The following is a 26749-nucleotide window of genomic DNA, read 5'->3' as shown; positions in this document are numbered from 1 at the left end:
TAGAGGCGCGTCGTGAATGAGTTCGCGTGAATCGGAAGTCCAAGCGTGTCTGTGAATGCTGATGGCCGGGTTGTCGGCGACCGTCGAAATGCCGCCGACAGGAGCCGCACCCATCTGCTGATCGGCGCAGCATTCCTGCTCGCCGACGCCGCCTCCTCGGTGACGCCGGCAAACGCCCAATCGAGCGTCGCATTGCCGCCGGTCACGGTCGAGCAGCCGACACAGAAGCGCAAGCCTGCAGCCAATTCGGCGCGATCGGCACAGCCGGCCCAGACGACCGCCGCGGCACGGCAGCGCAGCCGGAACGCCCAGCCGACGCCACCGACAGCGTCCGAGCGCGCAGCCGCAGCAGCCGCCGCGCTGAACGAAGCCAAGCTCGGCTACCGCGCGATGCCGAGCTCGACCACGCTGCGCAGCGGTGCCTCACCGCTCGACACCGCGCAGACGGTCAACGTCGTGCCCGAGCAGGTGCTCAGGGATCAGCTGCCGCGCAATCTCGATGACGCGCTGGCCAATGTCAGCGGCGTCACCCAGGGCAACACGCTGGCCGGCACGCTGGATGCCGTGATGCGCCGCGGCTTCGGCGACAATCGCGACGGCTCGATCATGCGCAACGGCATGCCGCTGGTGCAGGGCCGCAGCCTCAATGCCGCGGTCGAGAGCGTCGAAGTGCTGAAGGGGCCGGCCTCGCTGCTCTACGGCATCATGGATCCCGGCGGCATCGTCAACACGATCAGCAAGCGCCCCGAACTCTATCAGCATGGCTCGATGACCCTGCTCGGCTCGACCTACGCCGGCAACAAGAGCGGCGCCGACGGCACGGTCGATATCACCGGCCCGATCGGCAATGGCGGCCTCGCCTATCGCTTCATCGGTTATGGCGTCAGCGAAGACTATTGGCGCAATTTCGGGCGCCATCGCGAAATGCTGGTCGCACCGTCATTGGCCTGGTACGGCGAGAACACCACCGTCCAGCTCAACTATGAGCATCGCGAATTCATCACGCCGTTCGACCGCGGCACCGCGTTCGATTCCGTGACGAAGACGCCGCTGGCGCTCCCGGCGACGCGCCGGCTCGACGAGCCCTTCAACAACATGTGGGGCACCTCCGACCTGATGCAGGCCTCGGTCGAGCACCGCCTGAACCAGGACTGGAAGCTGTTCGCGGCCTACAGCTACAACACCGAGACTTTCAGCGCCAACCAGCTCCGCATCACCGGTGTCAACGCCAGGACCGGCGTCGAGACCCGCAGCAATGACGGCACCCAGGGTTCGCTCAGCAATGCCAGCTACGGCACGTCCTATCTGCAGGGCAATGTCTGGCTCGGCGGATTCCGCAACGAGGTGCTGTTCGGCGGTGACGGCGAATACCGCACGATCTATCGCGACAATCTGATCCGGCAGGCGACACCGAATTTCAACTTCTACAATCCGGTGTATGGGCTGGTCGTTCCCGGCAGCACAATATCGGCCAGCGACAGCGCCCAGACCGACAAGCTCGGCCAGTGGTCGCTGTTCTTCCAGGACACGCTGCACCTGACCGAGCGCTTCGCGTTGGTCGGCGGCGTGCGCTACATGGATTACGACCAGATTGCCGGCAGGGGCCGGCCGTTCATCACCAACACCAACGTCTCGGCCGACAAGGTGCTGCCGCTCGGCGGCGCCATCCTCAAGCTCACCGACCAGGTTTCGCTCTATGCGAGCTATACGCAGTCGCTGAAGCCGACCTCGACGATCGCGCCGCTCACCGGCGGCGTCGTGATCGGCTCCAACATCGCGCCCGAGGAGGGCACCCAGTGGGAGACCGGCGTCAGGTTCGACTTCAACAAGCGGATCTCCGGCACGCTTGCGCTCTACGACATCGACAAGAAGAACGTGCTGGTTTCGCAGCTCAATCCCACGACCGGCATCGTTGAATACCGCACCGCCGGCAGGGTTCGCTCGCGCGGCGTCGAACTCGACGTCACCGGCAGGCTGACCGACAATTGGAGCGTGATCGGCAGCTATGGCTATACCGACGCACGCGTCACCGAGGATCCGACGCTCGTCGGTAATGCCCTGCAGAACGTCGCGCTCAACACCGCATCGCTCTATCTGGTCTATGATTTCGGCACCACCCTGCCCGGCCGGCTGCGTCTCGGCGGCGGCGCGCGCTATGTCGGTGACCGCCCCGGCGACGCGACGAACAGCTTCGTGCTGCCGTCCTACACGGTCGCGGACGTGTTTGCGACCTACGAGACCAAGGTCCAGACGTTCCCGGTGATCTACCAGTTGAACGTCAAGAACCTGTTCGACACTGTCTACTATCCCTCCGCCAACAACATTCTGTCGGTCGCGATGGGCGATGCGCGCCGCGTCTCGCTGTCGGCAACGGTGAAATTCTAGCATGGCCACCGCGCGGACAGCGATCAGACTGCTGGCCCCCTTGGCCGCGATCGCTTTCGCCTGCGCCACGGCGCACGCCGAGGAACTCACACTTTACTCGACCCGCGAAGCCAATCTGGTTGAGCCCGCGGTCGCGGCCTTCACAGCCGCGACCGGCACCACCGTCAAGACCGTCTTCATCGAAGACAGTCTGGTCAAGCGGCTGATGTCCGAAGGCGAGCGCTCACCCGCCGATGTCCTCCTCACCATCGGTCTCGACAAGACGACGCAGCTTGCCGCGCGCGGACTGACGCAACCGCTTGCATCGCCGGCGCTGGATCAGGCGGTGCCCGCGAACCTGCGCGGCGGCGACGACCAGTGGATCGCGCTCGCCGTCCGTCCGCGAGTGGTGTTCGCACGCAAGGACAATCCCCTCGCCGCGATCAGCTATGAAGAGCTCGCCGATCCCAAATGGCGCAGCAGATTGTGCATGCGGCCGGCGCTCCACCAGAACAACGTCGCGCTGATCGCGGCTTATCTCGCGCATCACGGGACTGACGCGACGGAGGGCTGGCTCGCCGGCCTGAAGGGTAATCTCGCGAGCAAGCCTGCCGGCAAGGACAACGACGTGGTGCGCGAGATCGCGGAAGGGCGTTGCGACATCGGAATCGGCAACACGGTCGCGCTCGCGCAACTCCGCGACGGCCGCGAAGGCAATGACTGGCGCGCCTGGGCGGACGCCGTGAAGGCGGTACCGGCGGTGTTCAGAGGCGGCGGCAGTCACGTCAATCTGACTGGAGCTGCGATGGCGCGGCACGCACCGCACCCGGCCGCCGCGCGCGCGTTCCTCGAATTCCTCGTCACGCCGGAAGCCCAGACGATCTTTGCAGCCGCCGAACTGGAATATCCGGTGCTGGCGACCGCAAAGCGGCCTCCGGTCGTCGATGAGATCGGATCGTTCCCCATCGATGCGTTGCCTGTCGAGAGGATCGCCGCGCATCAGGCAGCCGCAATCGCCCTGATCCGAAAGGCCGGCTTCGATGAGTGATGCTCGACGCCCGATCAAGGCCGTGCTGTTGCAGATCCATTCCATCGCGGGTCTTGCGCTGGCACTGCTCTGGGCTGTGGTCGGCCTCACGGGCGCGACGATGAGCTTCGAGGACGAGATCGAGGCCAGCCTGAACAGCCATCTGATGCGCGTCGAGGCCAGCGCGGCCCGGCGGCTCACGCCGGACGAGCTGGTCGCGCAGCTTCAGAAGGTGGGTGATTTCGGCGGGGTCTCCGCAGTAGCGATGGCCAGCGATCCGGCGGCGGCGGCGCATATCCGCTTTGCCCGCAGCGAAGGCGGCACGCGGCCGTCCTCGGTCTATGTCGATCCCTATGACGGACACGTGCTCGGCTCGCCGCGCGGCGAGGACTTCTTCGCGACCGTCCGCAAGCTGCATCGCTGGCTGCTGCTGCCGGGCGACGGCAACGGCATCGGCCGCAAGATCACCGGCACAGCCGCGATCTGCCTGATCGTGATGCTGATATCAGGCCTCGTGCTGCGCTGGCCGCATCGCGCGCGCAGCGTCAAGATGTGGCTGAAGCCAAATCTGGCACTGCGCGGGCGCGGCCTGCATCGTTCGCTGCACGCCGTGATCGGCACCTGGGTGCTGCCGGTCTATCTGGTGATGACGCTGACCGGCCTGTGGTATTCATTCGAGTGGTACAAGGCCGGCGCCAACTGGCTGCTGGCGCGGCCGCAGGCCATGGCCGCGGCGATGCAACCCAAGCCGCCGCGCGGCGCGGCGGCGTCCGAGGGCAAAGCAGACGCCAAGGCTGAGACAAACAAGACCGATACAAAGACCGCCGAGACGAAGCCGCTCGGCTTCGATCGTGTCTGGACCACGTTCCTGCAGCAAGAGAACAACGATTACGGAAGGGCGCTCCTGACCCTGCCGGCGGGTGCGGGCGCCGCCGTGCGCGTGCGGTCATGGTCGCGAAGTTCATCGCTCGAGAGCGTGCGCGACGAGTTCCGCATCGATGCCGTCACCGGTCACGTCATCTCGTCGGATCGCTACGCGGACAAGACCTTGGGCGAGCGCGTCCTCGCCGGCGTGCTCGACATCCACCGCGGCGCCATCCTCGGATGGCCCGGCAAGCTCGCCTTCATGCTCGCCGCCGCCATGATGCCGCTATTCGCCGTGACCGGCCTGCTGCTCTATCTGTCCCGCCGCAGGCACCGGCGCCTCGTACGCCAGCCGGTCGGCCATCTCGTTCCGGGCGAATGACCTCGCGATCAGCCGAGGCCGCGCACCGCAAGCCGGGCGCGCAACTCGGCGTCCGTTTCCGCCGCGAGTTGGAGCAAGCCTCGATAGGGATCGCCCGATATGCCGAGCACGGCGGCGAATGCAGGCTCGGTCTTGAGGCCATCTGCCCTTAGCTTGCCAACGGCTCGGCGCAACGTCCCGCCATCAAGCGCGAGCAGTCGCCGCTCGACCTCGAAATGGATCCAGCCGCGCTGCTGATCCACAGGGCGGTGATCGCCGAACAGTTCGAACGGCCAACCGTCCCATACAAAGCGGGCAATCACCGGCCGCGTTCCCGAGGTCCATCGGTAGCGCGACATGCCCCCGGGATCGCAACGTACCACGCTCGTGCGGAATGCGGGAATCTCGAAAGGGCTGAGGCCTGAGGGAGTCGGCTTTGCAAGCAATGCGGGGCGATCTCGCATCACCGTGATCGAGACCGCCCCGCCAACTTGGAGAACAGGCGGGACTGCATCGCAATCCCGCCTGCCCGGCCGATATTCGAATGATCCGTTCGAGCCGTTAGCCGAACTGGTTCATCGTGTTGTGGGCGCCGCCCGCCTTCAGGGCAGCCTCACCGGCGAAGTACTCCTTGTGATCGTCGCCGATATCGGAGCCCGCCATGTTCTGGTGCTTGACGCAGGCGATGCCCTGACGGATCTCCGCGCGCTGCACGTTCTTGACGTAACCCAGCATGCCCTGCTCGCCGAAATACTCGCGTGCGAGATTGTCGGTCGACAGCGCAGCCGTGTGATAGGTCGGCAGCGTGATCAGGTGGTGGAAGATGCCGGCGCGCTTGGCCGAATCCGCCTGGAAGGTGCGGATACGCTCGTCGGCTTCCTTCGCCAGCGGGGTGTCGTCGTACTCGGCCTTCATCAGCTCGGCGCGGTTATACTTGCTGACGTCCTGACCCGCTTCCTTCATCGCGTCGTAGACCTGCCAACGGAAGTTGAGGGTCCAGTTGAACGACGGCGAGTTGTTGTAGGCGAGCTTCGCGTTCGGGATGACCTTGCGGATGCGATCGACCATCGAGGCGATCTGCTCGATATGCGGCTTCTCGGTCTCGATCCACAAGAGGTCAGCGCCGTTCTGCAGCGAGGTGATGCAGTCGAGCACGCAGCGATCCGCACCGGTGCCGGGACGGAACTGGTAGAGGTTGCTGGGCAGCCGCTTCGGACGCATCATCTTGCCGTTCTGGTTGATGATGACGTCGCCGTTGCGCGCATTGGCAGCCGTCACTTCCTCGCAATCGAGGAAGCTGTTGTACTGGTCGCCGATGTCGCCCGGCTTGTGGCTGACCGCGATCTGCTGGGTCAGGCCGGCGCCGAGCGAGTCGGTGCGGGTCACGATGATGCCGTCTTCGACGCCGAGCTCGAGGAACGCATGGCGGCAGGCGCGAATCTTGGCGATGAACACCTCATGCGGCACGGTGACCTTGCCGTCCTGGTGGCCGCACTGCTTCTCGTCCGAAACCTGGTTCTCGATCTGCAGGGCGCAGGCGCCCGCCTCGATCATCTTCTTGGCGAGCAGATAGGTCGCCTCGGCATTGCCGAAGCCGGCGTCGATGTCGGCGATGACAGGCACGACGTGGGTCTGGAAGTTGTCGATCTTCTCGATCAACGCCTTTTCCTTGGCCTTGTCGCCTTCCTTGCGCGCCGCATCGAGCGCGCGGAAGATGTCGTTGAGCTCGCGGGAATCCGCCTGACGCAGGAAGGTGTAGAGCTCTTCGATCAGGGCCGGCACCGAGGTCTTCTCGTGCATCGACTGGTCGGGCAGCGGGCCGAACTCGGAGCGCAGCGCGGCGATCATCCAGCCCGAGAGATAGAGATAGCGGCGATCGGTGTTGCCGAAGTGCTTCTTGACCGAGATCAGCTTCTGCTGCGCGATGAAGCCGTGCCAGCAGCCGAGCGACTGGGTGTACTTGGTGCTGTCGGCATCATAGGCCGCCATGTCGGCGCGCATCAGCGCAGCCGTGTAACGGGCGACGTCCAGACCGGTCTTGAAGCGGTTCTGCAGGCGCATGCGCGCCACGGCTTCGGCGGTGACGCCGTTCCAGGTGTCCTTGGTCTTGAGCAGCGCTTCAGCAGCCTCGAGCTCGCTCTGATAGGAAGCCGGTCCCTGGATGGCCCGGTCGCTGATCCCGCGCGGTTGGAAGTTCATGTCCGTGATCCCTTCGGTGACGAAATAACTGGGCTCTTTTGTAAGCCCAGTCTCGCCGGGAGCTAGACTTGGCGCGGAAAACTTGTCATAACTTACAAGAAACCGTTGTATTATTGTAAGAATCTTACACTTCACCTGGATTAGGCGATGGCAACCTCAAGCGCCCGTTCCGTTTTCATGGGCCCCCGGCTGCGCCGGCTGCGGCGCGATCTCGGGTTGACCCAGGCCGACATGGCGGCCGACCTGGAAATCTCCGCCCCCTATGTCGCGCTGCTGGAACGCAATCAGCGGCCGGTGACGGCCGACATGCTGCTTCGCCTCGCCCGCACCTACAAGATCGATCTGGCCGATCTCGCCGGCGACGGCGGCGCCGATCACACCGCGCGGATGCAGTCGATCCTGAAGGAACCGATGTTCGCCGACATCGACATCCCCGCGCTCGAGGTCAGCGACCTCGCGGTCAGCTATCCCGGCATGACCGAAGCGTTCCTTCGCCTCTACACCGCCTATCGCGAGGAACAGCTGGCGCTGGCGGAGCGCAGCGCTCCGGACCTGGCTGGCGGCGGATCCTTTCCTGGGCAGCAAAATTTCGACGCCAACGATCCCGTCGCGGAGGTCAGGCGGTTCCTCGCCGCGCGCCGCAACAATTTCGCCAACCTCGACGACGCAGCCGAGCGCCTCGTCCACGAGCCTGCCGGGCCGGCCGGATTTATCGAGCGGCTGCGCGAGCGTCACAAGCTTCAAGTCCGCTATCTGCCGCCCAACGTCATGCTCGGTTCGGTCAGGCGACTGGACATGCATCGCAGACAATTGCTGCTCGAGGACTCGCTCGATACCGCGGGTCTCAACTTTCAATTGGCCAAGCAGCTCGCCTATCTCGAGCTGGAAGACGAGATCGGCGCGGCGGTCGAGGACGGCAAGTTCACCAGCAAGAGCGCCGAATTGCTGGCCCGCCGCGCGCTCGGCGCCTACGCGGCAGCCGCGCTCATCATGCCCTACTCCGTGTTCGCGAAAGCGGTCGAAGCCCGTCGCTACGACCTCGAGGCACTGGCGCGTCAATTCGGCACCAGCTTCGAGCAGACGGCGCATCGCGTCACGACCTTGCAGCGGCCGGGCCTGGAAAAGGTCCCGTTCTTCCTGATCCGCGTCGATCCGGCGGGCAACATCTCCAAGCTGCTCGACGGCGCGGGATTTCCGTTTGCGAAGCACGGCGGCGCGTGTCCGCTGTGGTCGGTCCACGGCATCTTCAAGACGCCACGCCAGATCGTGACGCAATGGCTGGAACTGCCGGACGGACAGCGGTTCTTCTCGATCGCCCGCACCGTGACCGCCGGCGGCGGCGCATTCGGCGCCATCCGCGTCGAGCGGGCGATCGCGATCGGTTGCGCCGCCGAGCACGCGGGCCAGCTGATCTACACGCGCGACGGACAGGGGCCGAACGCGGACGAGCCGACGCCGATCGGCGTCGCATGCCGCGTCTGCCATCGTCCGCGATGCGCGGCGCGATCCGCGCCGCCGATCGGACGCGAGATTCTTCCCGATGATTTCAGGACCTCGAGCGTCCCGTTCGGCTTCTCTGCCGACTGACGCAGTCGATCACCCCTGCGGCCGGTTCTGGTCGTACAGCACCCGCGCGCGGATGGTGCCGTCGATGGCTCTCAAATCGGCCAGCAGTGCCTCGCCCTCGCCGCCGACCACGTCGGTCTCGAGCACGACATAGCCGACTTCCGGATCGGTCTGCAGATACTGCGCCAGGATGTTGATGCCGTGCCGGGAGAGCGCATCGTTGACTTGGCGCATGACGCCGGGAACGTTGCGATGAACATGGATGAAGCGGGTGCCGGTCGGCCGCGCCGGCAATTGCACCTGCGGAAAATTGACCGCGCCGAAGGTCGACCCGACATCGGAATAATCGATCAGCTTGCGGGCGACTTCGCCGCCGATGCGATCCTGAGCTTCTTCCGTCGAACCGCCGACATGCGGCGTCAGGATGACGTTGGAGAGGCCCTGCAGCGGCGAGACGAAGCGCGCCTCGTTCGACACCGGCTCGACCGGAAACACGTCGACTGCGGCACCCGCCAGGCGGTTCTCGCGCAGGGCGCTCGCCAGCGCATCGAGATCGACCACGGTGCCGCGCGAATTGTTGATCAGATAGGCCTCGGGCTTCATCAACCGGAGCTGGGCCGCGCCGATCATATTGGCGGTCGCCGGCGTTTCCGGCACGTGCAGCGAGACCACGTCACTGGCCGCGAGCAGTTCGTCGAGCGTGTCGACCGGCTCGGTATTGCCGTGACGCAGCTTGTCGGTGTGATCAAAATAGATCACGCGCATGCCCATCGCTTCGGCGAGGTTCGACAGCTGCGAGCCGATATTGCCGTAGCCGACGATGCCGAGCGTCTTGCCGCGCACCTCGCGGCTGCCTTCGGCGGACTTGTCCCAGCCGCCGGCATGTGCCGAGACTGACCGCGGAAAGATCCGGCGGAACAGCATCACGATCTCGGCAATGGTCAGCTCGGCGACGCTGCGGGTGTTGGAATATGGCGCGTTGAAGACGGGGATTCCGAGTTTTCGCGCGGCGTCGAGGTCGACCTGGTTGGTGCCAACCGAGAAGCAGCCGACGACCAGCAGCCGGTCGGCGGCCTCCAGGATTTCCGCGGTCAATTGCGTCCGCGACCGAATCCCCAGCATATGGATGCCTGACAGCGCTTGCCGGAGCTCTTTGGGTCCCAGCGCCTTGGGCAGCCGTTGCAGTTCGGTATAGCCGTTCGCCTCGAACATCCGGGCCGCGGAGTCATTCACGCCCTCCAGCAGCAGCACGCGTATCTTGGTCTTGGGAAGCGACAGCATCATCGGGATCCGGGTTCGTAAGGCTCGGGCAGGTCCTGCACGAGCGCAGCTTCGACGGATCACTTGATAACATAGAAAACAATCGCGTCAGAGGCCCCCTTGCGGCTCCCAGGGGCGTTCGAACGCCTGGTCCGGCCCAGCAGCAAAATCAGGAGATGGCCATCCCCGATGCCTTGTCGAACAGATGCGTTCGCTCGAGATCGAGCGCGACGTCAATGACATGATCCGGCTCGGCGGCGACGCCGACCGGCATTTGCGCCGTGAACGCGAATGCGCCCACGGTTCCGATCACCAGCGTGTGCGGCCCGAGCGGCTCGACGTCTTTGACCAGCAAACGGACGGAAGAGCCCGCCGGCGCACCCTGCCGCAACACATGATCGGGCCGCACGCCAAGTACCACGGGCTTGCCGACGCTGCCCGCATAGGCCGCCTCACGTGACCTCGGCACCTTCAACGCGGTGCCGGACGGCTCGGTGAACATGAGCGCGCCGTCACGAGCCGCGAGCTCGCCCTGGATGAAATTCATGCTGGGCGCGCCCATGAAGCCCGCGACGAAGAGGTTGCTCGGCTTCTCGTAGATCGTGATCGGATCGGCCGCCTGTTCGATCCGGCCCTTGTTCATCACCACGACGCGGTCGGCCATCGTCATGGCTTCGACCTGGTCGTGCGTGACATAGACGATCGTCTTGGCGAGGCGGCGATGCAGCGCCTTGATCTCGGTCCGCATCTCGATGCGCAGCTTGGCGTCGAGATTGGACAGCGGCTCATCGAACAGGAAGACGTCCGGGCTGCGCACGATGGCCCGTCCGATCGCCACGCGCTGGCGCTGGCCGCCGGAAAGCTGCTTCGGCCTCCGCTGCAGATATTGCTCGAGGCCGAGGACCCGCGCCACGTCACCCACGGCCTTCTCGATGCTGGCGCGCTGCTCGCCCCGCACCTTCATGCCGTAGCCGATGTTCTCGGCGACCGTCATGTGCGGATAGAGCGCGTAATTCTGGAACACCATCGCGCAATTGCGCAAGCCGGGGCGCAACTGGGTCACGTCGCGGTTGCCGATGCGGATGGTTCCGCCGGTGACGGCCTCCAGCCCCGCGATCATGCGCAGCGTGGTGGTCTTGCCGCAGCCGGACGGGCCGACCAGCACGACAAACTCCTCGTCGGCCACGGTGAGGTCGAGCCCTTCGATGATCTTGTAGGGCCCGTATGCCTTGCTGACGTTTTCGATCTCGACGTGCGCCATGGAATCCTTTTCCGTCCCTTCGTCGACGGCTCGTCAAAATCCCGGATGACGCGCGCGCATCATCCGGGATGTCTCGGTTGAAAGCTAGTTTTTCGGCGGCAGGCCCATCGCCGCGCGATAGGCGGCGAGCTGCTTGGCCCGGCCGAACTCGTCGGTCAGCCTGTTCCACTCCTTCGCCATCGCGTCGAGCGCTGCCTGCGGCGTGGTCTGGCCGGCCAGCGCCTTGCCGAGCTCGATCTCCACCACCTCGGTGTAGGAGAAATAGCCGGGCAGACGCATGTCGAGCGCGACGTTCTTGGCATTGATGGAGTCCGATTGTGCGCCGAGATATTCCTTGGCCTCTTCCGGCGAGAAGATCTTGCTCCACAGTTGCAGATTGGCGGTGTGCGATTTGCGATAGGGATTGACGCCGCTGCCGCCGGTGATCGCCGCCTGGCCCGACACGTCGGGGCTGGTCAGGGTCTTGACGAAGTCCCACGCCGCCTGCTGGTTCTTGCCGGCCTTCGGCACCGCGATCTGCCAGCCGCCGAACGCCATGAACGGGGCTGGAAGCACGCCCGGGAACTTGTCCCACTTCTTGGTCTTGGCGTTCCAGATCTCGTCCGAACCGGGCAGCATCGCCGAGCCGACCTTGCCCGAGATCTTCGACTGCTTCGGGTCGGCGGCGATGACGCCGGTGTCACCCCAGCCGATCGATTCCGCGACCTGGCCGCCGGCGACCGCCGCGTTGACTTCGCCGAACGAGAAGTTCAGCGCATTGGGCGGCCCGAGCTTCGATGCCTTGATGTATTCCTCGAGGCCCTTCACCCAGCCCGGATTGTTGATCTGCGCGTCCATCGTCTCGGGGTCGAAGAACATCGCGCCCGGATAGTTCGGATTGTTCGTGTAAGCCGCCGCGTGGCTGAAGAAGAACCAGAACTGCTGACCGCCGCGACGGAAGGCTTCCGCGGTTCCCCACAGCCCCTTGTCCGGCCGCTGGAAGAACTCCGCGATGTCGAGATACTGCTTCCAGGTCTTCGGCGGCGCGAGGTCGTAGCCGTACTTGGCCTTGAAAGCATCCTTCTCCTTGGGATCGCTGAACAGATCGATGCGGTAGGTATAGGTGTGGACGTCGCCGTCCATCGATTGCGAATAGATCTTGCCTTCCCACACCATCAGGCGTTCGCGATAGGCCGGTTCGATGTCGTCCCAGTCCTTGCCGGACTGCATCTCCTTCGGCATCTCGCTCAGATAAGGCACGAAGTCCGGCAGCCAGGCCGGCGCGAAGCTGACGAGATCGAACGTCGCGTCCGACGCCGTCAGCGACGTCGCGATCTTCGGATAGAGCTCGGACCAGGGAAACTCGACGACATTGACCTTGCCGCAGGTCTTCTTGGCCCATTCGTCGGCGCCGAGCTTGAGCGCGGAGGCGATATAGGGTCCGGTCTGCGACGCCACCGTCAGGGTGACGCCGGTGTAATCCGGACTGCAGGCAGCATTCGCATGGCCTGCGGCGCAGGCCATCGCGAGCGAAGTGGTCAACATCAGGAACGTCCGTCGCAACATCGTTTAGTCCTCCCTACAAAGTTTTCTGTTATTTGATGGCCCCGAGCAGCAGGCCCGACCGCATCATCCGGCTGAGCAGGCCCGCCATGATCATCATGGGAACGATCGCGACCAGCGCCGCAGCCGAGATCGCCCACCATTCGTCGCCGCGCTGGCTGTTCTGTCCCGCCACCAGGATGGGCAGCGTCTGCCATCTGGAATTGGTCAGGAACAGCGCGAACAGAAACTCGTTCCAGACGAAGGCCAGCGTGATCATGAACGTCGCCAGCAGCCCGTTCATCGACATCGGCACCACGATGCCGATGAAGATGCGCCAGCTCGGCACGTTGTCGACCATCGCGGCTTCCTCGACCTCGATCGGGATCGCCTCGAAGAAGTCGCGCATCAGCCAGACCACGATCGGCAGCGAGAAGGCGACGTAGCAAAGCGTCAGGCCGACATAGCTGTCGATCAGCTGGAAGCCGAGCCGGCCGATCTCGCTGTAGAGCAGATACAGCGCGAACGCCGTGACGATCGGCGGGAACATGCGCTGGCTCACGAACCAGAACAGGATGTCTTCATTGCCGAGGATCGGTCCGGGCAGCGGCAGGCGATTGGCGACGACGGCTGCGATCAACGCGATCGGAAAGGCGAGCAGGAGTGCCTGCGGGCGGGTCAATCCGAGCGTTGCGTTGAACAGCAGGTAGAGGCCGAGCGCGAGCAGGAAAAACACGAGGCCCGCGCCGAACCGGACTCTGAACTCGAACCGCACCAGCGCATAGGCCGCCATCGCACCGATCGCCGTGGCGATCGCCGCCGCCGACAGGCCCACGATGGTCGAGTTCAAGAAGGTGCGGAAGAACTCGCCGCGAATTCCCTGATAGAGATCGATGAAGGGCTGCAAGGTCGGCGTGAAGTCGACGAACGGAATGTAAGTCGGCCCGCCGACGACGCCCGGCGGCGTCTTGAACGCGGTCACCACCACCCAATAGAGCGGAAACACCGTGATCAGGCACCAGGCGAGAACGCCGACCGCGACCAGCCGGCGGCTCCATTGCGACAGTCCGGTCAAGCCCTGTCCGCTCATCGGCGCTTCTCCAGATGCGGCCGCAGCAGCGCCAGATAGGTGACGCCGATGATCGTGATCGCGATCAGGAACAGGAAGCTCAGTGCCGACGTGTAGCCGAGATTGAACTTCTTGAAGCCTTCCTGGTAGGCGAACAAGGTCAGCGTCTCGGTGTCGACGCCCGGCCCGCCGCCGGTCATCACGAACACCGTGTCCATGATCTTGTAGCTCTCGATCAGGCGGATGAAGACGACCGCGGCCGAGATCGGCAGCATCATCGGAAACGTGATCCCCCAGAACTGCTGCCAGGCGCTGGCGTTCTCGAGCTCGGCGGCCTCATAGACGTCTTCGGGAAGCGTTTGCAGGCCGGCCAGCATCATCAGGATGACGAACGGGGTCCACTGCCAGACTTCGACAGCGATGATGCAGGCGAGTGCCCAATGTCCATTGGTGAGGAAGGGCAGATTGACCAGACCGAACTTCGACAGGAACTGGTTGAGCGGTCCCATGGTCGGGTTGAACATCATGCGCGCCACCAGCGCGACCGCGACCGGCGCCAGCAGCATCGGCAGCAGCAGGGCGACGCGAAACAGCCGCTCGCCCGGCACCCGCGCGTTCAGCGCCAGCGCGACGCCGAATCCGATCGCATATTGCAGGCCGACCGCAATGAAGGCGATCAGCGTCGTGGTGAACAGCGCGCTCCAGAACCGCGGCTCCTGCAACAGCGTGGCATAATTACCGAGCCAGACCACGCGCGGCGGGATCGGCGGAATCAGGCGATAGCTGAGAAAGCTCGTGGTGAGCGAATAGATCAGCGGAAAGATCGAGATCGCCAGCACGACGAGCACCGCCGGCCAGATGAAGACATGCTTGATCGGATCGTTCCGCATCATCGCGCGATCATCCCTTCAGCAGCGCGTCGATCTCGGCACGCCGCGGCATGGCGGGCGCTGTCCCTGGGCGCGTGACGGAAATTCCGGCGGTGGCCGAACCGAACCGCGCAGCCTCGAGCGGATCGACGCCATCCGCGAGCGCCGCAGCGAAGCCGCCGACGAAGGCATCGCCCGCGCCGGTGGTCTCGACCACCTTGCCGGCCGCAAACGGCGGCACGTGCAGCGAGCGATCCCGCGCATGGAACAGCGCGCCACGCTCGCCGAGCGTGATCAACGCGGTGCCTGCGCCCTTCGCCAGCAAGGCATCGCCGGCGCGGCGGGCACCGGCGAGATCGCTGACCGCGATGCCGGTCAACCCTTCCGCTTCGGTCTCGTTGGGCACGACGTAATCGCAGAGCGCAAACAGGCTATCGTCGAACTTGATCGCGGGCGCCGGATTGAACACCGTGATGCTGCCGGCGGCGCGCGCGATCTCGAGCCCCCTGAATGCCGCATCGACCGGTTGCTCGAGTTGTGTCACGAACACGCTGGCGTCACGAATGGCGTCCGCCACGGCATCGACATCGGCCGGGCTGATGCCGCCCGCCGCACCCGGCACCACGATGATGGCGTTGTCGCCGCGCGTCTCGTGGACGTAGATGAACGCAGCACCGGTCGGCGCGTCCGCTGTCCTCGCCACCCGCGGCCGGATTCCCTCGGCCTCCCAGGTCTTGACCGCAAGCTCGCCGAAGGCGTCGCTGCCGATCCGGGAGATGAAGCTCACGCTAGCACCGGCCCGCGCGGCCGCGACAGCCTGGTTGGATCCCTTGCCGCCGGGCCCCATGGCGAATCCCGAGCCGGCGATCGTCTCGCCGATCGCCGGCATATTGCCGGCGCGGAATGCGAGGTCGACGACAAAGACGCCGAGGACGGCGACGCCACGCTTGCTCATGTGATCACTCCCCGTCCGGCGCGATCACGCCCTTGCTGAACAGGAAGCAGCCGTAGAATCGCCGCTCGCCGGTCGCGATCACGCAATAAGCCGTCTTGGCCTTCTCGTAGAACGCATGGCGCTCGACGCCGACCAACGGCCAGGACCGTCCCTCGGCGCGATCGATCGCGGCCTGCACCTCGTGCTGCACGGGAGGCACCTCCTGCGGCTGGCCGACAATCTCCATGCGGATCGCGGCATCGTCGACGAAGGTATCGAGCGGCATCACCGAGAGCACGGCTTCGACCGCCTTGGCGGCGCCCACATTGTCGATGCGGAGCAGTTCGCCAAGCGCGCTCTGCCGGGCAATCGAGTCGGCCGGAAAATTGGTGTCGCACACCACCAGGCGATCGCCGTGCCCCATCGCCCGCAGGGCATAGAGCACGTCGGCATTGAGCAGTGGATTGATGCCCTTGAGCATGTTGCGTCCCTCCCTCGTCTTCGGCATCGCCGGGCTCTGGCGGCCCGGACCCCAGCCATATCACCGCAAGGTGACTTCCTTAGTCGCCGTACGGAATCCAGATGTTCTTCACTTGCACGGCATGGCGGAGCAGGATCGGGCCCTCGCTCGCGGCCTTGTCGTACCAGTCGAGCGCGAGGCCATGATCGACCAGCGTCCGCTTGAGGTTGCCGATCGACAGCCGTTCCGCTGCCGCCGAAGCGCCCGCCGACCCGAACGCCCAGAGCGCGTCGACATCGTCATGCTCGGCAAGCACCTTGACCAGTTCGTTGCGATCACCCGTGACGATGTTGACCACGCCGCCCGGCACATCCGACGTCTCGAGCACCTGGTAGAAGTCGGTCGCGGCGAGCGGATGCCGCTCGCTCGGCACGGCGACGACCCGGTTGCCCATCGCAATCAACGGTGCGACCAGGCTGATGAAGGCGAGCAGCGGCGCTTCGTCCGGACAGGCAACGCCGACCACGCCGATCGGCTCGTGCATCGCGAGCGCCACGCCGCGCAGCGGCGGCGCGTGGATCGATCCCTCGAACTTGTCGGCCCATGCGCCATAGCTGAACAGCCGCTCGATGCTCGCATCGACTTCGGCGCGCGCCTTCGCCGACGGCACGCCGGTCATGTCGGCGATGCGCCGGACGAACTCGTCGCTGCGCGCGGAGAGATTTTCAGCGAGGTAATAGAGGATCTGGGCGCGATTATGCGCCGTCGCCCGCGCCCACCCCTCGGCGGCGCGCGCCGCGGCGACCGCATTGCGGATGTCCTTGCGATTGCCCTCTCCTACCTCGCCGAGGCGCCGGCCTTTCGGCGAGAGCACCGCGCGCGAATAATTGCCATCCGGGCGAACCTGCTTGCCGCCGACGAACAGTTTTGCCGTCCGATCGATCGGCGGCGCGTCGAAACCGGCACTGGCGCCGGACGCGATCGGCAGCGGCGATGGCTTGGGCCGCGCCTTGCGCCCGCTCCAGGCCTTCGGCTTGAGATATTCGACCATGCCTTCGCGGCCGCCCTCGCGGCCGAAGCCGGACTCCCGGTAGCCGCCGAAACCGACGCTGGCGTCGAACAGGTTGGTGGCGTTGACCCAGACCACGCCGGCCAGCAGCTTCGGCGCGACGTCGAGCGCGAGACCGATCGTCTCGCTCCACACGCTCGCGGCAAGGCCGTAGCGCGTGTTGTTGGCGAGCATGACCGCCTCGTCGGGCGTGCGGAACGTCATCGCGACCAGGACAGGACCGAATATCTCTTCAGTCGCAACCGTCGAGGATGGATGCACGTTCCAAAGCAACGTCGGCGGATAGAAGCATCCCTCCGCGGGCATCGCGCCGGGCGTCTGATATTTCTCGGCGCCTTCCTTCACCCCGGTCTCGACCATCGACTTGATCCGCTCGAGCTGCACCGGGGCGACCACCGCGCCCATGTCGATCGTCTTGTCGAGCGGCATGCCGACGCGCAGCGTCGACATGCGGCGGATCAGCCGCCTGCGGAAGATCTCTGCAATGCCCTCCTGCAGCAACAGCCGCGAGCCGGCGCAGCAGACCTGGCCCTGGTTGAACCAGATCGCATCGACCACGCCTTCCACCGCGCCATCGATATCGGCATCGTCGAACACGATGAACGGCGACTTGCCGCCGAGCTCCAGCGTCAGCGATTTGCCGGTGCCTGCTGTCGTCTGACGGATCAGCCGCCCGACCTCGGTCGAGCCGGTGAAGGCAATCTTGTCGACGGGACTTTCGACCAGCAGCGCGCCAGTCGCACCATCGCCGGTCACGATGTTCAACACACCCGGCGGCAGGCCGGCCTCGGCCGAGAGTTCGGCGAACAGCAGCGCGGTGAGTGAGGTGAACTCCGCCGGCTTCAGTACCACCGTATTGCCGGCAGCCAGTGCCGGCGCGATCTTCCAGGCCAGCATCAGCAGCGGGAAATTCCACGGGATGATCTGCCCGATCACGCCGATCGGCACCTGATCGGCGAATTCCCGTTCCTGCAACTGCGCCCAGCCGGCGTGATAGTAGAAATGGCGGGCGGCAAGCGGCACGTCGAGGTCGCGGGTCTCGCGGATCGGTTTGCCATTGTCGATCGCCTCCAGCACGGCGAACAGCCGGCCGTGACGCTGCAACATGCGCGCCAGCGCATAGAGATGACGGGCGCGGCCGTGACCGCCAAGCTTTGCCCATGCTGTCTGTGCGGTGCGCGCGGCACGGACCGCCGCCTCGACGTCGGCAGCCGCGCCCTGCGCGATGCGCGCCAGCGCCTTGCCGGTGGCGGGCTCGAATGTGGTGAGGTGCTTGCCGGCATGCGGCGTTGTGAACTTGCCGGCGATGAAATGCCCGAACGTGGCGTCATGTCGCGCCAGCCAGGCGCGCGCTTCGCCGTCCGCCTCGGGCGCCGGGCCGTACTCCATGGTCTCGAAATAGTTTGCGACGCTCATCGCTGGAGTCTCATCCCACGGGGTGGCGGTTGAAAGCCGAATAGTGGCCGGTCACGTGATGCTCGAGCTGCCGCTCGATATCGGCAAGCAGGCTGGAGGCGCCGATGCGGAACAGATCCGGCTCGAGCCAGTCGCGCCCCAATTCCTCTTTCATCAGGAGCTGATAGTTGAGCACGTCCTTTGCGGTCGAGATTCCGCCGGCCGGCTTGAAGCCGATCTTGAAGCCGGTGCGCTCCTGGTAGACGCGGATCATCCGCAGCATCGCCAGCGTCACCGGCAGCGTGGCGTTGACGCCTTCCTTGCCGGTCGAGGTCTTGATGAAATCGGCACCGGCCATCATGCAGACCATCGATGCCTTCGCGACATTGCGCAGCGTCTTGAGGTCGCCTGTGGCCAGGATCGTCTTCAGATGCGCGTTGTCGCAGACGGCGCGGAAGTCCTGGACCTCGGCATAGAGCGCCCGCCAGTCGCCGGTCAGCACGTGCTCGCGCGTGATGACGACGTCGATCTCGCGCGCGCCGTCGCGGACCGACGCCTCGATCTCCTTCAGCTTCAGTTCGTGGGGGACCAGACCCGCCGGAAATCCGGTCGAGACCGCGGCGACCGGGATGCCGGATCCAGCGAGCGCTTCGACAGCCGCGCCGACGAACCGGTGGTAGACACAGACCGCGCCGGTGTGCAGCTGGCGCTCGGCAAAGCCAAGCCGCTCGAGAAGGTCGCCGCGCACGGGCGCCTTGGCCTTGGCGCAGAGGCGCTTCACCCGTTCGGTGGTATCGTCGCCGTTGAGCGTCGTCAGGTCGATGCAGGTAACCGCCTTGAGCAGCCACGCCGCCTGCGCATCCTTCTTGACCGTCCGACGGCCCGGCAGGCTCGCGACCCGCCGTTCTGCGGCCGACAGATTGATCCTGATTTCGTCGACCCAATCCATGTCGAGCGCGCGGCCGCTGTTGCGCGGGGCCGAATGCGACTGCCCGCCGTCGGGCGAAGGCGGCACCGCGGTCAGTGCGGTCGGATTCTGCATGAAGACGCTCTGCGTCATGGAAGCGCCTGCGGTCCTAGCGAATCGACGAGATCGCCAGATAAATTGAATGTGTCGATCGCAACATGTGATCCTCCCCTGACCTTGCCGCTGGGCTTGCCACCTGGAGAGGAACGACATCGTCCCGACGTCAGATGCGCCGCCAAACTGGATGTTATTATTGTAACAAATCGACGTTGCTAAACTCACAACATTGTAAGATCATTGTCAATCAGATAAGCAAGCTCGGCGACAAAAATGGCTGAAACCCCTAACGCACGACCAAGCGAGACACGCGTCCAGCGCCTGCAGAGGCTGCGCCGCGCCGTCGAATCGAGTGGTGCGCTGCACTTGAAGGACGCCGCCGAACTGCTCAAGGTCTCCGAAATGACGGTGCGACGTGACCTTGCCGGCGCGGAGGCTGCCCTCGCTTTGCTCGGCGGCTACGTCGTCAACGCGGCATCGCCGACCGGGATCAAGTACACGTTCGAGCAGGAGATCGACCAGCACACCCAGGACAAGCGTCTCGCCTGCCGGGCCGCGGCCGCCTCGATCAAGGAAGGCGATACGATCTTCATCGATTGCGGCACCACGATGCAGTCGCTGGCGGACTGCCTGCCCGAGGATCTGCCGCTCTCGGTGATCTGCTATTCGATGAACGTGGCGTCGATCGTGACGCACAGGCCCGGCACGCAGGTGATGCTGATGGGCGGGCTCTATCATCCCTCTTCGCAGTCCTTTGCGTCGGACGACGGGCTGTCCTATCTGCGGCGGCTCGGCATCAACAAGGCGTTCATTTCCGCCGGCGGCGTGCACTGGACCCGCGGTGCGAGCTGCTCGAATTTTCACGAGGTCGCCGTCAAGCAGGCCGTCATCGAAACCGCGATGGAGAGCATCCTGGTGATCGACGCCAGCAAGCTCGGCAGTCTCAAGTCGGCATTCTTTTCCGATATCGGCGCGTTCTCGCGGATCATCGTCGGCGGCGCGGCGTCATCGGACATGCGCAAACACTTCCGCAGCCTTCCGGTCGAATATGTGACCAGCGCAATCTGACCCGGGCGGGGGCTGGCTCGCCCGGGTCAGCTTTGTCCACGATGCGCGCCGTTGCGACACCGCGCATCGCTGGCCAAAGATCAGTTGCAGGCAGGCTTCGCCTTGTTGCACGCGTCGGTCAGTTCCGACGGCGGCTCCTTCTTGAACACCGTCTTGTAGGATTCCAGCACGTTCGACTGCGTCACCGGCAGCGACTGCACACCGACCCAGGCCGGCGTCTCCTTGCCAAGCAGCGCGTTCATCATCGCCAGCGCCTCCGCGACGCCCTGGTCATAGGGACGCTGCGATCCGGTCGCCTTCAGTGGTCCGCCTTTCGCGATCTCGATCGCCGATTGCAGGCCGAGATCGACGGTCGTGACCGGAATGTCGATGCCCTGCGCCCGCATCGAGCTCAGCGTATCGAGCGCCGGCTGGTCCCAGACCGCAAACACGCCCTTGACGTCGGGATTGCCGGTGAGGAAGTCGCCCGCGATCTGCGACACCTTCGGCGGATCGGTGAAGTCGACCTGCTTCATCTTGATGTCGGGCCGGTTCTTCTGCATCCACTCGCGAACGCCCTTGGTGCGCTCGTTGGTGCTGAAATAGTCGACGCCGAAATTGACGAGGCCGATGGTGGCGCCCTGCGCCATGCAGGAGGCCAGGATCTGCGCCGCGATCTGCCCGTTACCCAGATTGTCCGCCGAAATCATCGAGGCATATTCCTCGGGATGCTTGAGGCCGGTCGGAATGCTGTCCATCAACACCAGTTTGATGCCGGCCTTGGCGACCTTCTTGTAAGTCGGCGCGGTCGCGGTGAAATCGACCGGGATCGAGATGATGCCGTCAGGATGCTGCTGGATGGTGTTCTCGATGTCGGCGATCTGCTTGTCGACCTGATACTCGGCGGACGCGACACCCGTCACCGTCACGCCGTACTTCTTCAGCGTATCGGTGATGCCCTGGATCTGCAGTTGCGCCCAGTCGAGGTTGACCGTCTGCATCGAGATGCCGACCTTGAAATGCTTCTCCTTGACCTTGGCGGCGTCGGCATCCGACAGCGCGAGCACCTCGGGCGACGCGGCCTTCTCGCCGTGGGGCCCCTGCCCGACGATCGATTTCGGTCCAAGCGTCGCAAGGTCGACGCCCTTGACGCAGCTTGCCGGCACTTCGGCGCGAGCCGAGGGCGCGATCGAGATGGCCGTCGCCGCGATCAGCGCGGTCAGCGGCAGGGTTTGTCGCAAGATTGGCTTCATTGTTTCCTCCCTTTTTGGTCGCCGATTGACCGGAGGCCGGCGACCTTGCCCCTACTGCCGCAACGCGGGGGCCTTACGGCCCCGACGCCGCATCCTGACTAGCGTTTCGTAAAAGCGACCGCCGCCACGATGATCGCCCCCTTGATGACGAGCTGCATCGGCGAGCTGACGCCGAGCAGCACGAGGCCGTTGTTGAGCGTGCCGATGATGAGACTGCCGAACAGCGTTCCCAGGATGTAGCCGCGGCCGCCGAACAGGCTGCAACCGCCGAGGATCACGGCGGCGATGACATCGAGCTCCATGCCCTGCACGACGTCGGGCCGCGCGGCATGCGAGCGCGCCGACAGCACCAGCGCGGCAAGCCCGGCCAGCGCGCCGGTCAGCACGAAGGCCGCGGTCGTCACCCATTTGGTGTTGATGCCGGAATAGAGCGCCGCAGTCGGATTGCCACCGACCGCATAGATGCGGCGGCCGAACACATTGTAGTGCAGCAGCAGGATGCCGACGATCATCGCCGCCAGCGTCCAGGCGATCGGAACGGGGATGCCTAAGAACGTCCCTTCGCCGAAGATCGCGAAATAGGCCTCGTTGGTGATGATGACAGGCTTGGTGTTGGTGACCATCATCGCGAGGCCCCGCGCCATGCTCAACGAGCCGAGCGTGACGAGGAAGGACGGGATTGAGAGCTGCGTGGTCAGGATGCCGTTGAGCAATCCGACCAGCGCGCCGGTGCCGAGACCTGCGGCGGCGCCGACGATCCAGCTGTTGCTGATCTGGCTCATGGCGAGCGCCGCGGCCATGCCTGACAGCGCCAAAGTCGATGCCACGGAGAGATCGATCTGACGCGCGATGATCACGAAGGTCATGCCGACCGCGATGATCGAGACCAGCGTTGTCTGGCGTCCGATGTTCAGGAAATTGTCGACCGAGAGGAACCAGGGCGATGAAAGGCTGAACACCACCAGCAGCACCACGAAGGCGATGTACAGCATGTAAGGACGCTCGCCGCGCAGCAGGCTCTGCAGCAGCTTGCGGCGTCGATCGGATCGGCTCGGCTCGGCGACGACATTGGGCGCGGTCAGTTCGGTCATGCGGGCAGCTCTTGCAATTCGCCTTGTCCGGTAGCCTGGTAGATCTGCAGGAGATGATGGAGCTCTTCGGCATCGACGATCTCTCCGCGCTTCAGCGTTCGCGCCACGCGTCCATCGACGATCACCGAGATGCGGTCGCAGAGCTCGATCAGTTCGACGAGGTCCGATGAGACGACCAGGACGCCGCTCCCGTCGCGGGCAGCGTTGCGGATCACGCCATAGATTTCCTCGCGGGCGCCGACGTCGACGCCTACGGTCGGTTCGTCGAGCAGCAGCACACGCGGCCGCGGATCATTCCATTTCCCGAACACGACCTTCTGCTGATTGCCGCCGGACAATGTCCTGACCAGGCTGGAGGCGCCCTGCGCCTTCACCGAAAGCCGCGCGACCGCAGCCTCAGCGCGCCTGATGGCGGCGCGCTGCTGCAAGAAACCCCAGCGCGAGAAATGCGGAATCCGCGGCAACGTGATGTTGCGCTCGATCGAATGATCCAGCACAAGGCCCTGCACGTGCCGATCCTCCGGCACCAGCGCGACGCCGCGCTCGATCGCATCGGCCGGGCCGTTCGGCAGCCATGGCCGGCCCTCGATCTCGAATGCGCCGCGCTCGACCGGACGAAGTCCGAAGATCGTCTCCAGAATCTCCGTGCGCCCGCTGCCGATCAATCCGGCAAGGCCGTGGATCTCCCCCTGCATCACCGACAGGTCGACGGCCGACAGCCGGTCGTTGGAGACATCAGACAGCGACAGCACCGGCGACGGATCGAGCGCGCGCGCTGCCGCGGGCGCGGCGCGCGACGCCGCGGGCGCCAATCGATCGGTGCCGATGATGGCATTCACCAGCCGCTTCATGTCGGTATCGGCGGTGACGAAGGTCCCGGCGTTGGCGCCATCGCGGAGCACGGTGACACGCTGCGAGATCTCGAAGACCTCGTTGAGCCGATGCGTCACATAAATCACGCCGACGCCGCGTCGCGTCGCCTTCCCGATCGCATCGAACAAGATGCGGACCTCATCCGAGGTCAGCGAGGATGTCGGCTCATCGAGGATCAAGAGCCGCACCTCGCCCATCAACGCCTTGGCGATCTCCGTCATCTGGCGGTACGCGAACGGCAGCGAACCGACCGTCGCGCGCGTGTCCAGGGGAATGCCGAGCTCGCCCAGGAACGCTTCGGCCCTGGCCATCAGTTCGCGCTTGCGGACAAAGCCGAACCGCGCGCGCGGCTCGCGGCCGAGCAGCAGGTTGTCGGCGACGCTCAGCGATTCGACGAGGCTGAGGTCCTGATAGACGACGGCGATCCCCGCCTCGCGCGATCTTGCCGGGCTGTCGAACGTCACAGGATTGCCGGCGATCTCGATGGCGCCGCTGTCGGCCGCATGGACACCGCTGAGGATCTTGATCAGCGTGGACTTTCCGGCACCGTTCTCGCCCAGCAGCGCATGCACCTCGCCGGCCCGGACCTCGAAGTTGACGTCGCGCAGCGCCCGCACGCCGCCAAAGCGCTTGTTGATGCCACCGACCATCAAAAGCGACGTCGACGGCCGAGGCTCTGCCGCGATCGAACCGGACAATTCCATTTCCTCCCGTCGCCCGCGCAAAACGCTGATGCGATGATGACATCTTGTTATTTTTGCAACTTATTGTGTTATAATTCTATCACATCGCACGACCTGTCAATGGGAGATCGCGCCGGCGGGCCTTGAATTGCGGGCGGCCCGGTCGCGATTCCTGGCTTCGCCCGCGGACTGCGACCAGGCCCTGCGCCACAAGTTTCGACGCCGCCGCCTCCGCCGGGCGCGACGACAACCGCCAGGCCTGTGCTACGCTTCGATCGCTCTCACCTCATCAAGCACTGGCGCCGGTGAAACACGATGAAACTGAGTGCTGCGATCGCCGTCGTCCTGATCTGGTCATGCCTCCCTGCGACCGCGCAGCAAGGCGGTGCTGCCCTCTACGCACAGCGCTGCGCGCAGTGTCACGACGGCACCGACACCAATATTCGGGCGCCGAGCCGCGCCGCGCTGCAATCAAGGTCGTTCGACGAGGTCCTCAGTGCGATCACCACGGGCGCGATGGCATCCTTCGCGCAGGGACTGACCAGTGACGAGCGGACGGCCATCGCCTCGCTCGTCACCGGAAAGGCCGCTTCGCAGGCCGCGGCCGGGAACGCAGGCCAATGCGCGCAGAGCGAGGCCGGCTTTCCCCGGGCGGTCGACGGGCCACGATGGAACGGCTGGGGCGCCGATCTCAACAACAGCCGGTTTCAGCCGGCAGCCATGGCCGGCTTGACGCAAGACCAGATCCCCCGACTGCGTCTGAAATGGGCCTTTGGATTTTCTGAGACGTCCAACGCCAACGCGCAGCCGACCGTGGTCGGCGGCTTGCTGTTCGTCGGCGGCGGCGACCGCAAGGTCCACGCGCTCGACGCCAGAAGCAGATGCACCCGCTGGGTGTTCCCGACCGAGGCGCCGGTCCGTACAGCCATCAGCCTCGCGCCGCTGGACAACGGTCAGTCCGCGATCGTCTTTGGCGATGTGCGCGCCAACGTCTACGCCGTCAACGCAACGACCGGCGCGCTGATCTGGAAGAGCAAGGTCGACGATCATCTGGCCGCCCGGATCACCGGTGCGCCGACTGTCTATTCCGGCGTCGTTTATGTCGGCGTGTCATCGATCGAGGAAGCGACGGGGTCTCGCCCGACCTACCAATGCTGCACGTTTCGCGGCAGCGTCGTGGCGCTGAAGGCCGAGACCGGCGCGCAGATCTGGAAGACCTATACCATTGCTGACGCCCCGCATCCGACCAGGACGAATGCGATCGGGACCCAGCTGTTCGGCCCGGCCGGCGCGTCGGTCTGGTCCGCCCCCACGATCGACGTTCAGCGCAAGGCACTCTATGTCGCGACGTCGAACAGCTATGCCGACCCGGCAACCGACACCAGCGACGCCATCCTCGCATTCGATCTTTCGACCGGCAAAATGCTCTGGCATCAGCAGGCCACGCCGAAGGACAGCTTCGTCGTCGCGTGCTTCGGCACCGACCAGAGCAACTGTCCGCAAGATCGCGGTCCCGATCATGACTTCGGGCAATCGCCGATCCTGGTGAATTTGCGTGACGGACATCGCGAGCTCGTCATCGGCCAGAAATCCGGCGTGGTCCACGCGCTGGATCCCGACCATGAAGGCAAGATCCTGTGGCAGACGCGGATCGGCAAGGGTGGCCCGCTGGGCGGGACCGAATGGGGCTCCGCCGCCGACCAGGACCGGATCTATGTCGCCAACTCCGACGTGCGGTTTCTGATGGACGGTTCGCGACGGCTCAATTCAAGCGAAGGCGGCGGCCTGTTCGGACTCGATCTGGCAACCGGGAAGATCGCGATGCAGGTGGCGCCGGTCGCCTACGGCGACCGCCCCCAATGCAGTCCGGCCCTCTCCGCGGCGGTCACCGCGATTCCCGGCGTCGTGTTCTCGGGCGGCGTGAGCGGCTTCCTGCGTGCCTACGCAACCGACGACGCAAAGCTGCTTTGGGAGTTCGACACCGCGCGCGAGTACACCACGGTCAACGGCGTTCCGGGCCATGGCGGCGCCATGGACGGCCCCGGACCGGTCGTCGTGGACGGCATGCTGTACGTTAATTCCGGCTACGCCCAGTGGAGTGGGTTGCCGGGCAACGTCCTGTTGGCCTTTGAGGTCGGCAACCCCTGAAGAAGACAAATTCGGCCTTGCGCCGCAAGCTGAGCACTACTCGCCAAGGGCTATTCGTGCTTTGATGCCGGTCAGGATCAGCTGATAGGTCCAAAGGGAGGCCGTGTGGTGCTTGATGACGTGCTACGCAACACCACGTCAAGGGCCGTTCCCCTCACGCTCTCCGATTGTCAGGACCCCCCGATATCAGGGACAGCGTCCCGAAACAGCCCGGCATGGCTGCCGCGCTCCAAATCGATGCGCATCTCGTTGCGCACAAAAAACACAGAAACTATAAGTGCTTGGAAGGATGGTCGGAGTGGCAGGATTCGAACCTGCGACCCCTGCGTCCCGAACGCAGTGCTCTACCGGGCTGAGCCACACTCCGACTAAGAGGTCCGGCTTATAGCGTCGGGTTTCGGGGACCGCAAG

General features: G+C 65.0%; 19 protein-coding genes, 1 tRNA gene and 1 pseudogene. 6 read left to right on the top strand and 15 right to left on the bottom strand.

What is annotated here, in order from left to right:
* Positions 1-51: 51 nt before the first annotated feature.
* The 3 genes from JQ507_06840 to JQ507_06830 are packed head-to-tail and all read left to right on the top strand — an operon-like array spanning position 52 to position 4637.
* The gene (locus JQ507_06840) at positions 52-2385 is read left to right on the top strand and encodes a TonB-dependent siderophore receptor (protein QRI73222.1); all 2334 of its coding nucleotides are present in this window, start codon (positions 52-54) and stop codon (positions 2383-2385) included.
* Between the two features lies 1 nt (position 2386).
* On the top strand, positions 2387-3412 hold the full coding sequence (locus JQ507_06835) for an extracellular solute-binding protein (GenBank protein ID QRI71209.1): 1026 nt from the start codon (positions 2387-2389) through the stop codon (positions 3410-3412).
* Entirely contained in the window at positions 3405-4637 is a 1233-nt protein-coding gene (locus tag JQ507_06830; protein ID QRI71208.1) for a PepSY domain-containing protein, read from the top strand. The genes JQ507_06835 and JQ507_06830 overlap by 8 nt, the downstream gene beginning before the upstream one ends.
* A gap of 8 nt (positions 4638-4645) precedes the next feature.
* Here the strand turns inward: JQ507_06830 and JQ507_06825 are convergent.
* Both JQ507_06825 and JQ507_06820 read right to left on the bottom strand, forming a co-directional pair.
* Positions 4646-4966 (bottom strand): annotated as a pseudogene (locus JQ507_06825) (DUF4269 domain-containing protein).
* A 211-nt stretch (positions 4967-5177) separates the two neighbouring features.
* On the bottom strand, positions 5178-6815 hold the full coding sequence (locus JQ507_06820; protein ID QRI71207.1) for an isocitrate lyase: 1638 nt from the start codon (positions 6813-6815) through the stop codon (positions 5178-5180).
* 147 nt (positions 6816-6962) lie between these two features.
* Between JQ507_06820 and JQ507_06815 the strand changes: the two genes are divergently transcribed.
* Positions 6963-8402: a DUF2083 domain-containing protein gene (locus tag JQ507_06815; GenBank protein ID QRI71206.1), complete on the top strand. Its 1440-nt coding sequence runs from the start codon at positions 6963-6965 to the stop codon at positions 8400-8402.
* Positions 8403-8411: 9 nt separating this feature from the next.
* Here the strand turns inward: JQ507_06815 and serA are convergent, their stop codons facing one another.
* The 9 genes from serA to deoC all read right to left on the bottom strand — a co-directional run bounded on the left by serA (position 8412) and on the right by deoC (position 19261).
* Entirely contained in the window at positions 8412-9665 is a 1254-nt protein-coding gene (gene serA, locus JQ507_06810) for a phosphoglycerate dehydrogenase (GenBank protein ID QRI71205.1), read from the bottom strand.
* A 145-nt stretch (positions 9666-9810) separates the two neighbouring features.
* Positions 9811-10902: a sn-glycerol-3-phosphate ABC transporter ATP-binding protein UgpC gene (ugpC, locus tag JQ507_06805; protein ID QRI71204.1), complete on the bottom strand. Its 1092-nt coding sequence runs from the start codon at positions 10900-10902 to the stop codon at positions 9811-9813.
* Between the two features lie 84 nt (positions 10903-10986).
* Positions 10987-12447: an extracellular solute-binding protein gene (locus tag JQ507_06800; GenBank protein ID QRI71203.1), complete on the bottom strand. Its 1461-nt coding sequence runs from the start codon at positions 12445-12447 to the stop codon at positions 10987-10989.
* 28 nt (positions 12448-12475) lie between these two features.
* A complete protein-coding gene (locus JQ507_06795) occupies positions 12476-13513 on the bottom strand; it encodes a carbohydrate ABC transporter permease (GenBank protein QRI71202.1) in 1038 nt (345 codons plus the stop codon).
* Positions 13510-14385, bottom strand: coding sequence for a sugar ABC transporter permease (locus JQ507_06790; GenBank protein QRI71201.1), 876 nt, complete (start codon positions 14383-14385; stop codon positions 13510-13512). The genes JQ507_06795 and JQ507_06790 overlap by 4 nt, the downstream gene beginning before the upstream one ends.
* A 7-nt stretch (positions 14386-14392) precedes the next feature.
* Complete coding sequence (locus JQ507_06785) at positions 14393-15316, bottom strand: ribokinase (GenBank protein QRI71200.1); 924 nt, start codon at positions 15314-15316, stop codon at positions 14393-14395.
* Between the two features lie 4 nt (positions 15317-15320).
* The gene (locus JQ507_06780) at positions 15321-15776 is read right to left on the bottom strand and encodes an RbsD/FucU family protein (protein QRI73221.1); all 456 of its coding nucleotides are present in this window, start codon (positions 15774-15776) and stop codon (positions 15321-15323) included.
* Between the two features lie 79 nt (positions 15777-15855).
* Positions 15856-18240, bottom strand: coding sequence for an aldehyde dehydrogenase family protein (locus JQ507_06775; protein QRI71199.1), 2385 nt, complete (start codon positions 18238-18240; stop codon positions 15856-15858).
* A gap of 10 nt (positions 18241-18250) precedes the next feature.
* A complete protein-coding gene (gene deoC / locus JQ507_06770; protein QRI73220.1) occupies positions 18251-19261 on the bottom strand; it encodes a deoxyribose-phosphate aldolase in 1011 nt (336 codons plus the stop codon).
* Positions 19262-19516: 255 nt separating this feature from the next.
* Here deoC and JQ507_06765 point away from each other — a divergent pair, with 255 nt between their 5' ends.
* Positions 19517-20311, top strand: a complete 795-nt coding sequence (locus JQ507_06765; GenBank protein ID QRI71198.1) for a DeoR/GlpR transcriptional regulator — start codon at positions 19517-19519, stop codon at positions 20309-20311.
* Between the two features lie 80 nt (positions 20312-20391).
* On the opposite strand, the gene JQ507_06760 is transcribed toward JQ507_06765, so the two are convergent.
* The 3 genes from JQ507_06760 to JQ507_06750 all read right to left on the bottom strand — a co-directional run bounded on the left by JQ507_06760 (position 20392) and on the right by JQ507_06750 (position 24211).
* Positions 20392-21543, bottom strand: a complete 1152-nt coding sequence (locus JQ507_06760) for a substrate-binding domain-containing protein (GenBank protein ID QRI71197.1) — start codon at positions 21541-21543, stop codon at positions 20392-20394.
* 98 nt (positions 21544-21641) lie between these two features.
* Positions 21642-22634 carry an ABC transporter permease gene (locus JQ507_06755; GenBank protein ID QRI71196.1) on the bottom strand — a complete coding sequence of 331 codons (993 nt, stop codon included), beginning with the start codon at positions 22632-22634 and terminating at the stop codon, positions 21642-21644.
* Positions 22631-24211, bottom strand: coding sequence for a sugar ABC transporter ATP-binding protein (locus tag JQ507_06750; protein ID QRI71195.1), 1581 nt, complete (start codon positions 24209-24211; stop codon positions 22631-22633). The genes JQ507_06755 and JQ507_06750 overlap by 4 nt, the downstream gene beginning before the upstream one ends.
* Before the next feature lie 294 nt (positions 24212-24505).
* On the opposite strand from JQ507_06750, the gene JQ507_06745 reads away from it, so the two are divergent.
* On the top strand, positions 24506-26338 hold the full coding sequence (locus tag JQ507_06745) for a PQQ-binding-like beta-propeller repeat protein (GenBank protein QRI71194.1): 1833 nt from the start codon (positions 24506-24508) through the stop codon (positions 26336-26338).
* Between the two features lie 290 nt (positions 26339-26628).
* Here the strand turns inward: JQ507_06745 and JQ507_06740 are convergent.
* Positions 26629-26705: transfer RNA gene (locus tag JQ507_06740), tRNA-Pro, on the bottom strand.
* Between the last annotated feature and the right edge of the window lie 44 nt (positions 26706-26749).

The sequence above is a fragment of the Bradyrhizobium sp. PSBB068 genome, from assembly GCA_016839165.1.
Lineage (GTDB): Bacteria > Pseudomonadota > Alphaproteobacteria > Rhizobiales > Xanthobacteraceae > Bradyrhizobium.
This window is presented reverse-complemented; position numbering and strand designations above follow the sequence as displayed.

Excerpts from the sequence above, each read along its gene's own strand:
- JQ507_06835 (QRI71209.1), top strand. The coding sequence starts at position 2,387 with ATGGCCACCGCGCGGACAGCGATCAGACTGCTGGCCCCCTTGGCCGCG.
- JQ507_06830 (QRI71208.1), top strand. The coding sequence starts at position 3,405 with ATGAGTGATGCTCGACGCCCGATCAAGGCCGTGCTGTTGCAGATCCAT.
- JQ507_06820 (QRI71207.1), bottom strand. The coding sequence starts at position 6,815 with ATGAACTTCCAACCGCGCGGGATCAGCGACCGGGCCATCCAGGGACCG.
- JQ507_06815 (QRI71206.1), top strand. The coding sequence starts at position 6,963 with ATGGCAACCTCAAGCGCCCGTTCCGTTTTCATGGGCCCCCGGCTGCGC.
- serA (QRI71205.1), bottom strand. The coding sequence starts at position 9,665 with ATGATGCTGTCGCTTCCCAAGACCAAGATACGCGTGCTGCTGCTGGAG.
- ugpC (QRI71204.1), bottom strand. The coding sequence starts at position 10,902 with ATGGCGCACGTCGAGATCGAAAACGTCAGCAAGGCATACGGGCCCTAC.
- JQ507_06800 (QRI71203.1), bottom strand. The coding sequence starts at position 12,447 with ATGTTGCGACGGACGTTCCTGATGTTGACCACTTCGCTCGCGATGGCC.
- JQ507_06795 (QRI71202.1), bottom strand. The coding sequence starts at position 13,513 with ATGAGCGGACAGGGCTTGACCGGACTGTCGCAATGGAGCCGCCGGCTG.
- JQ507_06790 (QRI71201.1), bottom strand. The coding sequence starts at position 14,385 with ATGATGCGGAACGATCCGATCAAGCATGTCTTCATCTGGCCGGCGGTG.
- JQ507_06785 (QRI71200.1), bottom strand. The coding sequence starts at position 15,316 with ATGAGCAAGCGTGGCGTCGCCGTCCTCGGCGTCTTTGTCGTCGACCTC.
- JQ507_06780 (QRI73221.1), bottom strand. The coding sequence starts at position 15,776 with ATGCTCAAGGGCATCAATCCACTGCTCAATGCCGACGTGCTCTATGCC.
- JQ507_06775 (QRI71199.1), bottom strand. The coding sequence starts at position 18,240 with ATGAGCGTCGCAAACTATTTCGAGACCATGGAGTACGGCCCGGCGCCC.
- deoC (QRI73220.1), bottom strand. The coding sequence starts at position 19,261 with ATGCAGAATCCGACCGCACTGACCGCGGTGCCGCCTTCGCCCGACGGC.
- JQ507_06765 (QRI71198.1), top strand. The coding sequence starts at position 19,517 with ATGGCTGAAACCCCTAACGCACGACCAAGCGAGACACGCGTCCAGCGC.
- JQ507_06760 (QRI71197.1), bottom strand. The coding sequence starts at position 21,543 with ATGAAGCCAATCTTGCGACAAACCCTGCCGCTGACCGCGCTGATCGCG.
- JQ507_06755 (QRI71196.1), bottom strand. The coding sequence starts at position 22,634 with ATGACCGAACTGACCGCGCCCAATGTCGTCGCCGAGCCGAGCCGATCC.
- JQ507_06750 (QRI71195.1), bottom strand. The coding sequence starts at position 24,211 with ATGGAATTGTCCGGTTCGATCGCGGCAGAGCCTCGGCCGTCGACGTCG.
- JQ507_06745 (QRI71194.1), top strand. The coding sequence starts at position 24,506 with ATGAAACTGAGTGCTGCGATCGCCGTCGTCCTGATCTGGTCATGCCTC.